Consider the following 13,368-nt stretch of genomic DNA (forward strand, 5'->3'; position numbering starts at 1 on the left):
CGCCTGTACGGCTGGGAAGCCGAGCGGGGTAATCCGATGACGTTAGCCAAGTGGCCAGTTGCCAGCAACCGGTGCATCAGCCTTCGAGAGGCTTTCTTGCTCCATGTCAACGAGTCGGGCCGACTGCTCGGTAATCGTCGCCTCGCGACTCAATCCAGTAACATGGGCATCCTTTCGGTGGCGTGTTTGCGAGGAGTAGTCGAATGAGCCAAGTGCTGGATGATCTGGTGTCCCTGCTGAGCATGGAGCAGATCGAGGAGAACCTGTTCCGTGGGCGCAGCCAGGACCTGGGCTTCCGCCAGCTGTTTGGCGGCCAGGTGCTCGGCCAGTGCGTCTCTGCCGCCAACCAGACGGTCGAGCCGGCGCGCCATGTGCACTCGCTGCACGGCTACTTCCTGCGCCCCGGCGATGCCGGCCTGCCGGTGGTGTACAGCGTCGACCGCGTGCGCGACGGCGGCAGCTTCAGCACCCGGCGCGTCACCGCGATCCAGAAGGGCCAGCCGATCTTCACCTGCGCCGCCTCGTTCCAGGCCGACGAGGAGGGCTTCCACCACCAGCTGGCGATGCCCGAGGTGCCCGGCCCCGAAGGCCTGCCCTCGGAAACCGAGCTGGCGCGCCAGGTGGCGCACCTGATTCCCGAGCGCATGCGCGAGCGCATGACCAGCGACAAGCCGATCGAGATTCGTCCGGTCACGCGCATCAACCCCTTCGCCCCGCAGCCTTGCGAGCCGGTCAAGTACGTGTGGTTCCGCGCCGCCGGCGAGCTGCCCGCCGAGCCGCAGCTGCACAAGTTGCTGCTGGCCTACGCCAGCGACTTCAACCTGCTCACCACCTCGATGCAGCCGCATGGCGTGTCGGTGTTCCAGAAGTTCATGCAGGTGGCCAGCCTCGACCACTCGCTGTGGTTCCACGGCGACCTGCGCATGGACGACTGGCTGCTGTACGCCATGGACAGCCCCTGGTCGGGCAACGCCCGCGGATTCTCCCGCGCCAGCATCTTCGACCGCAGCGGCCGCCTGGTGGCCTCGTCGGCGCAGGAGGGCCTTACCCGTCTGCGCGAGGACTGGAAGTGACGGATGGTGCGGGCGAAACCCGCTCGCGGGTTTCACCCGCCCTGCAAATGGAAGCGACGGAGTGGGCTGCACCCACCCTGCAGAGCTGCCGCCACTGGGTGTTCGACATGGACGGCACCCTGACGGTGGCCGTGCACGACTTTCCGGCGATCAAGCGCGCGCTGGGCATTCCTCAGGATGACGACATCCTCCATCACCTCGCCGCGCTACCGGCGGACGAGGCCGCGGCCAAGCACGCCTGGCTGCTGGAGCACGAGCGCGAGCTGGCGCTTGGCTCGGTGGCCGCTCCCGGTGCCGTCGAGCTGGTGCGCCATCTGCACGGGTGCGGCTGCCGCCTCGGCATCCTCACCCGCAACGCCCACGAACTGGCGCTGCTGACCCTGGACGCCATCGGCCTGGGCCACTGTTTCGAGCCGCACGATGTGATCGGCCGCGACGAGGCGCCGCCCAAGCCGCATCCCGGAGGCCTGCTGCATCTGGCGGCGCGCTGGCAGGTGCAGCCCGGTGCGCTGGTGATGGTCGGCGACTACCGCTTCGACCTCGACTGCGCCCGCGCCGCCGGCGCCCAGGGCGTACTGGTCAACCTGGCGGACAATCCGTGGCCGGAGCTGACCGATCTGCATGCGGTGGACTGTGCGGCGCTGCTGGCGCAGATCACCTCATAGGGGCTTGTTAGTGCCGAGCAGCCCCACCTCTCTCTCGGAGGGAGAAGGGAGATTTGGCAGGGAGCTTCGGGATTGGTCACTCTCTCCCTTTGGGAGAGGGATGGGGCGGCCCGCGTAGGGTGAGGGACGCTCAGGCTCCTCCACCCTTCAATAGCGGTACTCGCCTCCCTGAATCGCCGCATGCAGCTCGGCGTCCACCGGCACGTAGCGCTCCTCGCCGGGCAGCCAGGCATACAGCGGGTCGGCGCAGCGCATCGGGTCGAATCCCTGGTCCTTGAGTGGCGCCTTCTTGTGCTTGAAGGTGCCGGTGGTCTCCATCCTCTCGCTCAGGCGCAGGAACAGCGGCACCGCATAGTGCGGCAATTCGCGGCGCAGCTCAGTCAGCAAGCCCTGGAAGTCGAAGTCGGCCGGATCGCGGTCCAGACGGATACAGGCCATGCCGGCGCGGCCGTTGGTGCCGGCGATCTCGACGCCGTAGACCACCGCCTCGCCGACCCCCTCGATGCTGTCCAGCACCGTCTCCACTTCGGTGGTGGACACGTTCTCGCCTTTCCAGCGGAAGGTGTCGCCGAGGCGGTCGACGAACTGGGCGTGGCGCCAGCCCTGGTGCAGCATCAGGTCGCCGGTGTTGAACCAGGCATCGCCCGGCTTGAACACGTCGCGCAGGATGCAGCTTTCGGTCTTGGCCGGGTCGGTGTAGCCGTGGAATGGCGTCTTCGCGGTGATCTCGCCGATCAGCAGACCGGGCTCGCCAGGACTAACCCGTTGCAGGCGCCCCTGGGTATCGCGCAGCGGCGCCTCGCTGTCGCGGTCGTAGCGGACGATGGCGTAGGGGTAGGGGGTAAAGCCCACCGTGTTGTCCAGGTTGAGCAGGTTGGTGAAGCCAATATTGCCCTCGCTGGAGGCGTAGAATTCGACCACCCGCTGAATACCGAAGCGCTGCTTGAAGCTGCCCCAGATGGCCGGGCGCATGCCGTTGCCGACCATGATGCGCAGCGGGTTGTCGGCGTCGTCCGGGCGTGCAGGACGGTCCAGCAGGTAGCGGCACAGCTCGCCGACATAGCCGAAGGCGGTGGCGCCGTGGCGGCGCACCTCGTCGAGGAAGCGACTGGCGCTGAACTTGCGCACCATGATCAGCGCCGCGCCGGCGGACAGCACCGAGCCCCAGCACACCACCATGGCGGTGGCGTGGTAGAAGGGCAGGCTGCAGTACAGGCGATCGTCGCGGCCCAGGCGCACGGCGCCGAAGCCGAAGATTCCGTAGCCCTTGAGGAAGCGCCCGTGGTTGAACACCACGGCCTTGGGCAGGCCGGTGGTGCCGGAGGTGTAGATGTAGAAGCAGGGGTCTTCGGCCTTTACCGGGCGCGCCAGCATGGGCGGCGTATCCGGCTGTGCGGTCAGCTCGGCGGCCGGGTGCTGCCAGCCGGCCGGGGCCTGGCCAGGGTCGCGCCAGTTCGGGCGGTCGGCGAAGTAGTAGCGGCCGTCCGCCGGCAGCTGCAGCTGTTCCTGGACTTCCTCGAAGGCGCCCAGCAGCTCCTCGCCGACCAGGGCGATGCGTGGCTTCACCAGGTTGATGCTGTGCGCCAGCACCTGGCCGCGCTGGCTGCTGTTGAGCAGTGCGGAGACGGCGCCGAGTTTGGCGCAGGCGATGACGCAGGCCAGCAACTCCAGGCGATTCTCCAGCAGCAGCGCGGCGCAGTCGCCCTGTTCCAGGCCGCCGGCGCGCAGGCGATGGGCCAGACGATTGGCCCACTGGTCCAGCTCGGCGTAGCTGAGGCGCTCGTCGCCCTGGATCAGCGCCACGCCCTGTGGGTTGCCGCGGGCGGCGCGCTCCACGCAGTCGGCCAGGCCGCCGACGGCGCTGCCGCGGGCACGGCTGGCCAGGCGCAGGCCACGGAGAATGCCGGGCAGGCCGGCGAGCAGATAGGGCACGCGGGACAACAGGCGTGGCAAGGAGAGAGCGGCGGCATGGTTCATGGCGGGACCTGCGATGTTGTTGTTATTCGCCGCAATCTACGCAAGGCCGACGCGAGCTGTTGATAGCCGAAGGTCGCATCGGACTGGCAATTCGTCTCAAGGGCGCCGCACAATCGGTCATCTCGTGGGTGAAAGGATTTGCCGTCATGCTGCACACCGCGCCCAGCGCCACTGCCTCGCTGCTCCTCGACCTGTACCAGAGCCTGCGCCGCCGGCAGCTGGTCGGCCCGGCCGATCTGGTCGAACTGGGCCTGGCGCCGAACGCGCCGCTGGACCTGGAGGCGCGCATCCCGGTGGCCTGGCTGCTGCGCTTGTGGCAGCTGGCGGCCGAGCGTGGCGCGCCGGCCGATCTCGGTCTGCAACTGGGCCAGCAGCGTGGCCTGCAGAGCCGCGGTCCGGTGGCCAACCTGGCGGCGATGAGTGCCACCCTCGGCGAGGCGCTGGAGCTGTTCCGCCGGCACAGTCCGGTGATGAGCGAATGCGAGAACCTGCGGGTGGAGCAGAGCGGCGATCGCGTGCGCATCGACTTCCTGTTCACCGCTCCTTTGGCCGGCCATCCGCCTGCCTGCGAATACAGCCTCAGCTCCGCACTGTGCTGGGGGCGGCAGATGAGCGGCACGCGGCTGATGCCGCTGCGGGTGGGCTTTCGCCATAGGCCGCTGGCCGGCCCCGCCAGCTACCGGCAGATCCTCGGTTGTCCGGTGCGCTTCGGCGAGCCGCTGGACTATATCGAGATGACGGCGGCGGACATGCGTTTGCCGCTGCTCGGCGGCAACGACTACATCAAGGGCCTTCTGCTGCAGCGGGTCAGCGACATGCAGGCGCAGTTGCCCAGCCACCGCAGCCTGCGTCAGCAGGTGCAGCAGCTGATCGAGCTGGGGCTGATCGACGGTGCGCTGTCGGTGGAGGCGGTGGCGCGCCGTCTGCATACCAGCCGGCAGACCCTGCACCGCCACCTGCGCGAGGAGGGCTGCAGCTTCTCCGAACTGCTCGCCGAGGTGCGTCGCGAGCACGCGCTGCGGCGCCTGTGCCAGGCAGACTGCCGCATCGAGCAGCTCAGCCGCGAGCTGGGCTTTGCCGAGCCGAGTGCCTTCTACAAGGCGTTCAAGGGCTGGTTCGGGGTATCGCCCAAGGCCTACCAGGAAAGCCGGTAGGGCGGGTGAAATCCGCGCCCGCGAATTGCCTGAGACGCTACATCGACGCGGGCTTCACCCGCCCTACAGTTTCGTTGCCTTGAAGGTATCGCAGCGCCCCGGCTCGCCGTTGTCGAAGCCGTTACGGAACCAACGCACGCGTTGCGCCGAGGTGCCGTGGGTGAAGGAGTCCGGCATCACGGTGCCGCGGCTCTGCTTCTGCAGGCGGTCGTCGCCGATGGCGTTGGCGGCGTTCAGTGCCTCTTCCAGGTCGCCCGGCTCCAGCCAGTTCAGGCGCTGCTGCGCATGGTGTGCCCAGACGCCGGCCAAGCAGTCGGCCTGCAGCTCCTGGCGCACCAGCAGGCCGTTGTCGCCTTCCACCCGCTCGCCGCGCTGGCGTGCCGCGTTGACCCTGGCCGAGACGCCGAGCAGGGTCTGCACATGGTGGCCGACCTCATGGGCGATCACATAGGCCTGGGCGAAGTCGCCGGCGGCGGCGAAGCGGGTCTCCATCTCGCGGAAGAAGCTCAGGTCGAGATAGACCTGGCGATCACCGGGGCAGTAGAAGGGCCCGACGGCGGCATCGGCGAAACCGCAGGCCGAGCGCACGCCGCCGCTGAAGAGCACGAGTTTCGGGTCCTGGTACTGCTTGCCGGAGGCCTGGAAGATCGCGCGCCAGGTGTCCTCGGTATCGCCGAGCACGGCGCGGACGAATTCACGCTGCGGATCGTTGGCGGCCGGCGCGCGCTGTTCCGGCACCGGCGCGCCCTGCTGCAGGCCCTGGTTGACCACGCTGCCGAGGATGGTCAGCGGGTCCTGGCCCATCAGCAGGCCGATCACCACCACCACGGCAATGCCGCCCAGGCTCAGGCCCTTGCCGCCGCCGAGGCGTCTGCCGCCACCGCGCGCATCCACCACGTTGTCGCTGCGTCTGCCGCGTTCCCAGCGCATGTGCGCACTCCTTTTCTCCGTCCGGGGCTGACAGTGTCGTCCTCGGACGGGCAGTGCGCCAGCGGCGCGTTACTCGGCCGGATAGTCGGCCAGCACGCTTTCCTGGCCATCCTTGCTCAGGCCGATCACCTGGTAGGCATCCACCCGGCCGGTTTCCATGCCCGGCGAGCCGTGCGGCATGCCCGGTACGGCGGCGCCGAGCAGGTCGCGGCGCTGGCGCAGGTCGAGCACGTCTCTGGCCGGTACGTGGCCCTCGACGAATTTGCCGTCGATCACCCCGGTGTGGCACGACGCCAGGCGCGGGGGCACGCCGAGGCGTTGCTTGACTGCGTTCATGTCGCTCTCGACATGGTCGTTGACCCGGATACCGTTGGCTTCCAGGTGGCTGATCCAGTCCTTGCAGCAACCGCAGTTGGCGTCGCGGTGCACGTCCATGGTGATCGGCTCGGCGGCCTGGGCGGAGGCGGCGAAGAGCAGGGCGGCGAGAGGCAGGAGGCGCATGGGATTTCCTCGAACGGGTACAAAACGCCGAGGATAAACCCCGCGGCATTGGCGGCCCAGGCTGTGACTGTTTCCGGGTGAGTCGCCAGCGCCTATGCTCGCTGCCAGCACCCGCCATGGAGATCGCCGATGCTATCCGTTCGCCTGTTCCTGATCGCCCAGATCCTGACTCTCGCCGGCTTCGGCCTGGCCTATTTCGTCCGCCCGCAGGAGACGGCCAACCTCAGTGGCATGCTGCTGATGGCGCCGGCGGCGCTCACCGATGTGCGTGCCTACTACGGTGGCCTGCAGCTGGGGCTGGCGGCCTGGCTGGGGCTGGCCCTGTTGCGGGGCGACCTGCTGCGCCCGGCACTGATGCTGCTGGTGCTGCTCTACAGCGCGTTGTTCCTCGCGCGGCTGGGCGGACTATGGCTGGACGGCGGCGCGCAGCAGACCTTCAACCTCTACGCCATGCTGTTCGAGGGCGTCTCCGCCGCGCTGGCGTTCTGGCTGTTGCGCGGCCGCTCAGCGGCGGCGTAGGGCGTGGCTGCAGCGCAGCATGTCGAGCAGGGCATCGACGAACGACTCGGCCTGCTCGGCCAGCGAGTCGCCGCCCGGGGCCAGCAGCCAGTTGGCCTGCAGGCCATGGACGTAGCCATGCAGGCAGAGAGTGGCGCGGCGGCAGTCGAGGTCGGCCGGTAGCTGGGCCTTGCTGACCGCGTTGCGCAACGACTTCTCGATGCGCTCGTCGCACTCCAGGTGCAGCGCCTGCATCTTCTGCCGCAGGTCGCCGAGATCGTCGGTGTACTCGCACTTGTGCTGCAGGATCTCCTGGATGCGCCGGGTCTGGGCGTCCAGTTCGACATTGCGCAACAGACGTACCAGCAGCTCGCGGGTCTGCCCCAGCGGGTTGGGCTCGTCCTCGCTCTCGCTGGCCTGGGCCAGCTCCTCCAGCGGCAGGTGCAGCCGTTCGAGCATGGCCTGGAACAGGTCGACCTTGTTCTCGAAGTGCCAGTAGATGGCGCCGCGCGTCACCCCGGCGGCGCTGGCGATATCGGCCAGCGAGGTGCGTGAAACCCCCTGGTCGTGGAACAGCCGCTCGGCCGCGTCGAGGATCGACTGGCGGGTTTCTTCGGCTTCCTCTTTGGTCCGTCTGGCCATGGCTCGCTTTATGTAAAGGTTGGGAAAAGTTGGCGCTGGAGCCAGCTTTGGCGATTTACAAACATTCTAGTATGTAAGTATATTCGTTAGCCAGCTAAACAGATTTTCCCCTTCCCGCCCGGCTCTCCTCCGGGTCATCCAGATATTGAGGTCGAATCGGATGTTCAAGACCGCTTCTTTTTCCCTGCTCGCGCTGGCCGCGCTGACCCTGGTCGGCTGCCAGGACGAGGCAACGCCACCGGCCGCCCAGGCGCCGCAGGTCGGCGTGGTCACGCTCGCCGCCCAGCCCTACACATTGACCACCGAGCTGCCCGGGCGTACCGCTGCCTTCCGCATCGCCGAAGTGCGCCCGCAGGTCGACGGCATCATCCAGAAGCGCCTGTTTACCGAAGGCTCCGAAGTGAAGGCCGGCCAGCAGCTGTACCAGATCGACGCCGCCACCTATGCCGCCAGCCTGAAGAGCGCCGAGGCCAGCGTGGCCTCGGCGCGTTCGCTGGCCTCGCGCTACAAGGAGCTGGTGGTGGACAAGGCGGTCAGCCAGCAGGCCTATGACGAGGCCGAAGCCGCCCGTCTGCAGGCCGAAGCCGCGCTGGAGAAAGCGCGCATCGACCTGCGCTACACCCGCGTGCTGGCGCCCATCGGCGGGCGCGTCGGGCGTTCGGTGGTCACCGAGGGCGCACTGGTCAGCAACGGCCAGAGCACGGCGATGGCCACCATCCAGCAGCTCGACCCGATCTACGTCGACGTCACCCAGTCCAGCGCCGAGCTGCTGCGCCTGCGCCGCGAGCTGGCCGCCGGGCAGCTGGAGCAGGCCGGCAAGGCGGCCAAGGTGTCGCTGACCCTGGAAGACGGCAGTACCTATCCGCACAGCGGCACCCTGGAGTTCTCCGAGGTGTCGGTGGACGAGGGCACCGGTTCGGTAACCCTGCGCGCGGTATTCCCCAACCCCGAGCACAACCTGCTGCCTGGCATGTTCGTGCATGCCCGGCTCACTTCGGCGGTCAAGCAGCAGGCCATTCTCGCCCCGCAGCAGGGCGTGACCCGCGACCTCAAGGGCCAGGCCACCGCGCTGGTGGTCGGCGCCGACGACAAGGTCGAGCTGCGCCAGCTGCAGGCCGAACGCACCAGTGGCAACCGCTGGCTGGTCAGCAGCGGCCTGCAGGCCGGTGACCGGCTGATCACCGAGGGCCTGCAGTACGTGCGCCCGGGTGACCAGGTCAAGGTCGCGCCGGCGAGCAACGTGGCCGCCGAGCCGGCCGAGCAGAGCGGCCTGGCCAAGAGCCACTGAGGAGAGCAGTAGATGTCCCGATTCTTCATCGACAGGCCGATCTTCGCCTGGGTGATCGCCCTGGTGATCATGCTGGCCGGCGGCCTGGCCATCCTCAAGTTGCCGATCAACCAGTACCCGAGCATCGCCGCGCCCGCCGTCGGCATCCAGGTCAGCTACCCCGGCGCCTCGGCGCAGACGGTGCAGGACACCGTGGTGCAGGTGATCGAGCAGCAGCTCAACGGCATCGACGGCCTGCGCTACATCAGCTCGGAGAGCAACTCCGACGGCAGCATGACCATCACCGCCACCTTCGAGCAGGGCACCAACCCCGACATCGCCCAGGTGCAGGTGCAGAACAAGCTGCAGCTGGCCACTCCGCTGTTGCCGCAGGAAGTCCAACAGCAGGGCATCCGCGTGACCAAGGCGGTGAAGAACTTCCTGCTGGTGCTCGGCGTCGTCTCCGAAGACGGCAGCATGGACAAGAACGACCTGGCCAACTACATCGTCTCCAACATCCAGGACCCGATCTCGCGGGCCAAGGGCGTGGGTGACTTCCAGGTGTTCGGCGCGCAGTACGCCATGCGCATCTGGCTCGATCCGGCCAAGCTGAATAACTTCCAGCTGACCCCGGTGGACGTGAAGAGCGCCATCCAGGCGCAGAACGTCCAGGTGTCTTCCGGCCAGTTCGGCGGCCTGCCGGCCTCGCCCGGCAACCAGCTGAACGCCACCATCATCGGCAAGACCCGCCTGCAGACGCCGGAGCAGTTCGGCGCCATCCTGCTCAAGGTCAATCGCGACGGTTCGCAGGTGCGCCTGCGCGATGTGGCCAAGGTCGAGCTGGGCGGCGAGAACTACAGCATCAGTGCCCAGTACAACGGCATGCCGGCGTCCGGCATGGCGATCAAGCTGGCCACCGGGGCCAACGCCCTGGATACCGCCCAGGCGGTGCGCGACACCATCAGCGAGCTGGAGCCCTTCATGCCCGCCGGCATGAAGGTGGTGTTCCCCTACGACACCACGCCGGTGGTCTCGGCCTCCATCGAGGGCGTGATCCACACCCTGGGCGAGGCCATCGTCCTGGTGTTCCTGGTGATGTTCCTGTTCCTGCAGAACTTCCGCGCCACCCTGATTCCCACCCTGGCAGTGCCGGTGGTGCTGCTCGGCACCTTCGGCGTGCTGGCAATGTTCGGCTTCACCATCAACACCCTGACCATGTTCGCCATGGTCCTGGCCATCGGCCTGCTGGTGGACGACGCCATCGTGGTGGTGGAGAACGTCGAGCGGGTGATGGCCGAGGAAGGCCTGTCGCCGCTGGAGGCCACGCGCAAGTCGATGGGGCAGATCCAGGGCGCGCTGGTCGGCATCGCCCTGGTGCTGTCGGCGGTGTTCCTGCCGATGGCCTTCTTCGGCGGCTCCACCGGGGTAATCTACAAGCAGTTCTCCATCACCATCGTCTCGGCCATGGCCCTGTCGGTGCTGGTGGCGCTGATCTTCACCCCGGCGCTGTGCGCCACCCTGCTCAAGCCCGTCGCCCCCGGCCATCACGAGAAGCGCGGCTTCTTCGGCTGGTTCAACCGCAGTTTCGAACGCGGCGTGCAGGGCTACGAGCGCGGCGTGCGCGCCATCCTCACGCGCAAGGCGCCGTACCTGCTGCTGTACGTGGTGATCCTCGGCGTGATGGCCTGGATGTTCACCCGCATCCCCACTGCCTTCCTCCCCGAGGAAGACCAGGGCGTGCTGTTCGCCCAGGTGCAGACGCCGTCCGGCGCCAGCGCCGAGCGTACCCAGGCGGTGGTCGACCAGATGCGCGAATACCTGCTGGAAGACGAAAAGGACACGGTGAAGTCGGTGTTCACCGTCACCGGCTTCAACTTCGCTGGCCGCGGGCAGAGTTCGGGCATGGCCTTCATCATGCTCAAGCCCTGGGAAGAGCGCACCGCTGCCGGGCAGAGCGTGGCCGAGCTGGCGCAGCGCGCGCAGATGCACTTCTTCGGCTTCCGCGATGCCATGGTGTTCGCCTTCGCCCCGCCGGCGGTGATGGAGCTGGGCAACGCCACCGGCTTCAACCTGTTCCTGCAGGACCGCGCTGGCGTCGGCCACGAGGCGCTCAACGCCGCCCGCGACCAGTTCCTCCAGCTGGCCGCGCAGAACCCGGTGCTCAACCGCGTGCGTGCCAACGGCCTGCGTGACGAGCCGCAGTACCAGCTGCTGATCGATGACGAGAAGGCCCGTGCCCATGGCCTGGCCCTGTCCGACATCAACGACACCCTGTCGATCGCCTGGGGCGCCAGCTACGTCAACGACTTCATCGACCGCGGCCGGGTGAAGAAGGTCTACCTGCAGGGCGAGTCCGAGGCGCGCATGGGGCCCGAGGACCTGAACAAGTGGTACGTGCGCAACGATGCCGGGCAGATGGTGCCGTTCAGCGCCTTCGCCAGCGGCGAGTGGACCTACGGGCCGCCCAAGCTGTCGCGTTACAACGGCGTGTCGGCGGTGGAAATTCTCGGCGAGGCGGCCCCCGGCCACAGTTCCGGCGAGGCCATGGCGGCGGTGGAAGAGATCGCCCGCCAGCTGCCGGCCGGCGTCGGCTACTCCTGGACCGGGCTGTCCTACGAGGAGCGTCTGTCCGGCGCCCAGGCCCCGGCGCTGTATGCCCTGTCGCTGCTGGTGGTGTTCCTCTGCCTGGCGGCGCTGTACGAGAGCTGGTCGATTCCGTTCTCGGTGATGCTGGTGGTGCCGCTCGGGGTGATCGGCGCGCTGCTGTTCACCAGCCTGCGTGGGCTGAGCAACGACGTGTTCTTCCAGGTCGGCCTGCTCACCACCATCGGCCTGTCGGCGAAGAACGCGATTCTTATCGTCGAGTTCGCCAAGGAGCTGCACGAGCAGGGCAAGAGCCTGTTCGACGCGGCGCTGGAAGCCTGCCGCATGCGCCTGCGGCCGATCATCATGACCTCGCTGGCGTTCATCCTCGGCGTGGTGCCCCTGGCCATCTCCAACGGCGCCGGTTCCGGCAGCCAGCATGCGATCGGCACCGGGGTGATCGGCGGCATGCTCACCGCCACCGTGCTGGCGATCTTCTGGGTGCCGCTGTTCTACGTGCTGGTCTGCTCCCTGTTCAAGGGCAAGCGCAGCAAAGATGTCATCAGAGAGGAGGCCGTCCAGTGAGGCGTTCCCTGTTGTCCCTCGCCGTCGCCAGCATCCTGCTCGGCGGCTGCTCCCTGATCCCCGACCACCAGCGCCTCGCGTCGCCGGTCGACAGCGTCTGGCCCAGCGAGGCCAGCGGTGCGCAGACCGCCACCGCTGCCGCCGACCTGGACTGGCGCGCGTTCTTCAAGGACCCGGCGCTGCAGGGCCTGATCGACACCGCGCTGGCCAACAACCGCGACCTGCGGGTGGCCGCGCTGAATGTCGAGGCCTATGCCGCGCAACGGCAGATCCAGCGCAGCGCGCTGTTCCCCAGCGTCACCGCCGACGGCGGCGCCACCCGCCAGCGCTTGCCGGGCAGTCTGTCCAGCAGCGGTGAGCCGAGCATCAGCAGCCAGTACAGCGCCACCGTCGGCGCCAGCTGGGAGCTGGATCTGTTCGGTCGCCTGCGCAGCCTCGACGAGCAGGCGCTGCAGCAGTACTTCGCCACCGAAGAAGCGCGCCGCGCCACGCAGATCGCCCTGGTGGCCAGCGTGGCCAATGCCTGGCTGACCCTGCAGGCCGACCAGGAGCTGCTGCAGCTGACCCAGGACACCCTCAAGACCTATCAGCAAAGCTTCGCCCTGACCCAGCGCAGCTACGACGTCGGCGTGGCCGACGCGCTGGCCCTGGCCCAGGCGCGCAGCGCGGTGGAGAGCGCCCAGGTCAGCCTGGCGCAGTACAGCCGCCAGGTGGCCCAGGACCGCAACGCCCTGGTCGTGCTGCTGGGCAGCGGCAAGGCCGGTGGCCTGCCGTCCGGTCGGCCGCTGGACGACGACCTGCTGCTGGAGGTGCCGGCCGGCCTGCCATCCGACCTGCTGCAGCGGCGGCCGGACCTGCGCCAGGCCGAGCACCAGCTGCAGGCCGCCAACGCCAACATCGGTGCGGCGCGCGCGGCGTTCTTCCCCAGCGTCAGCCTGACCGCCAACGCCGGCAGCCTCAGCCCGGATCTGTCCGGCCTGTTCGACGCCGGCTCCGGTAGCTGGCTGTTCCAGCCCAGCATCAGCCTGCCGATCTTCAACGCCGGCAAGCTCAGGGCCAGTCTGGACTACGCCGAGCTGCAGAAGGACATCCAGGTCGCCAGCTACGAGAAGGCCATCCAGACCGCCTTCCAGGAAGTCGCCGACGGCCTCGCCGCACGCGCCACCTACCAGCAGCAGCTGGAGGCCCAGCGCGCCCTGGTGAAGACCAACGAGGAGTACTACCGCCTGGCCGAACGGCGCTACCGCACCGGGGTGGACAGCTACCTGACCCTGCTCGACGCCCAGCGCCAGCTGTTCAGCGTGCGCCAGCAGCTGATCAGCGACCGCCTGGCGCAGCTGACCAGTGAGGTCGAGCTGTACAAGGCCCTGGGTGGCGGCTGGCGCGAACAGTCTCAGCTGGCGAGCGCGCCGGCGCAGGACTGAACCTCAGCCTGAAACGAAAAAGCCCCGGCATGCCGGGGCTTTTTCATGTGTAGGGCGGGTGCAACCCGC

Annotated in this window: 11 protein-coding genes; 7 read left to right on the forward strand and 4 right to left on the reverse strand. The window is 68.2% G+C overall.

All coding sequences use genetic code 11. The features are described from left to right. Nucleotides 1–203 precede the first annotated feature (203 nt). Nucleotides 204–1,073, forward strand: a complete 870-nt coding sequence (gene tesB / locus PA6_RS11365) for an acyl-CoA thioesterase II (protein ID WP_021701065.1) — start codon at nucleotides 204–206, stop codon at nucleotides 1,071–1,073. A gap of 47 nt (nucleotides 1,074–1,120) precedes the next feature. Continuing rightward, the gene (locus PA6_RS11370) at nucleotides 1,121–1,738 is read left to right on the forward strand and encodes an HAD family hydrolase (RefSeq protein WP_043216579.1); all 618 of its coding nucleotides are present in this window, start codon (nucleotides 1,121–1,123) and stop codon (nucleotides 1,736–1,738) included. Nucleotides 1,739–1,885: 147 nt separating this feature from the next. On the opposite strand, the gene PA6_RS11375 is transcribed toward PA6_RS11370, so the two are convergent. Further along, nucleotides 1,886–3,715 (reverse strand): long-chain-acyl-CoA synthetase, encoded by a 1,830-nt coding sequence (locus PA6_RS11375; RefSeq protein ID WP_021701067.1) that lies wholly within the window; start codon nucleotides 3,713–3,715, stop codon nucleotides 1,886–1,888. Nucleotides 3,716–3,861: 146 nt separating this feature from the next. Between PA6_RS11375 and PA6_RS22485 the strand changes: the two genes are divergently transcribed. After that, nucleotides 3,862–4,869 carry an AraC family transcriptional regulator gene (locus tag PA6_RS22485; RefSeq protein WP_021701068.1) on the forward strand — a complete coding sequence of 336 codons (1,008 nt, stop codon included), beginning with the start codon at nucleotides 3,862–3,864 and terminating at the stop codon, nucleotides 4,867–4,869. Between the two features lie 63 nt (nucleotides 4,870–4,932). On the opposite strand, the gene ypfJ is transcribed toward PA6_RS22485, so the two are convergent. Together ypfJ and PA6_RS11390 are read right to left on the reverse strand one after the other, a co-directional pair. Further along, on the reverse strand, nucleotides 4,933–5,799 hold the full coding sequence (gene ypfJ / locus PA6_RS11385; RefSeq protein WP_021701069.1) for a KPN_02809 family neutral zinc metallopeptidase: 867 nt from the start codon (nucleotides 5,797–5,799) through the stop codon (nucleotides 4,933–4,935). 69 nt (nucleotides 5,800–5,868) lie between these two features. After that, nucleotides 5,869–6,300 (reverse strand): DUF411 domain-containing protein, encoded by a 432-nt coding sequence (locus PA6_RS11390; protein WP_021701070.1) that lies wholly within the window; start codon nucleotides 6,298–6,300, stop codon nucleotides 5,869–5,871. A gap of 129 nt (nucleotides 6,301–6,429) precedes the next feature. Between PA6_RS11390 and PA6_RS11395 the strand changes: the two genes are divergently transcribed. Continuing rightward, nucleotides 6,430–6,819: a DUF4345 family protein gene (locus PA6_RS11395; RefSeq protein ID WP_021701071.1), complete on the forward strand. Its 390-nt coding sequence runs from the start codon at nucleotides 6,430–6,432 to the stop codon at nucleotides 6,817–6,819. On the opposite strand, the gene PA6_RS11400 is transcribed toward PA6_RS11395, so the two are convergent. Continuing rightward, nucleotides 6,805–7,440, reverse strand: coding sequence for a TetR family transcriptional regulator (locus PA6_RS11400; protein ID WP_021701072.1), 636 nt, complete (start codon nucleotides 7,438–7,440; stop codon nucleotides 6,805–6,807). The genes PA6_RS11395 and PA6_RS11400 overlap by 15 nt on opposite strands. A 160-nt stretch (nucleotides 7,441–7,600) precedes the next feature. Between PA6_RS11400 and PA6_RS11405 the strand changes: the two genes are divergently transcribed. The 3 genes from PA6_RS11405 to adeC are packed head-to-tail and all read left to right on the forward strand — an operon-like array spanning nucleotide 7,601 to nucleotide 13,299. Further along, entirely contained in the window at nucleotides 7,601–8,728 is a 1,128-nt protein-coding gene (locus PA6_RS11405) for an efflux RND transporter periplasmic adaptor subunit (protein ID WP_021701073.1), read from the forward strand. Between the two features lie 12 nt (nucleotides 8,729–8,740). Continuing rightward, complete coding sequence (locus PA6_RS11410; protein ID WP_021701074.1) at nucleotides 8,741–11,875, forward strand: efflux RND transporter permease subunit; 3,135 nt, start codon at nucleotides 8,741–8,743, stop codon at nucleotides 11,873–11,875. Further along, entirely contained in the window at nucleotides 11,872–13,299 is a 1,428-nt protein-coding gene (gene adeC, locus PA6_RS11415) for an AdeC/AdeK/OprM family multidrug efflux complex outer membrane factor (protein WP_021701075.1), read from the forward strand. The genes PA6_RS11410 and adeC overlap by 4 nt, the downstream gene beginning before the upstream one ends. Nucleotides 13,300–13,368 lie beyond the last annotated feature (69 nt).

Origin of the sequence: Aquipseudomonas alcaligenes NBRC 14159 (genome assembly GCF_000467105.1) — a bacterium.
Lineage (GTDB): Bacteria > Pseudomonadota > Gammaproteobacteria > Pseudomonadales > Pseudomonadaceae > Aquipseudomonas > Aquipseudomonas alcaligenes.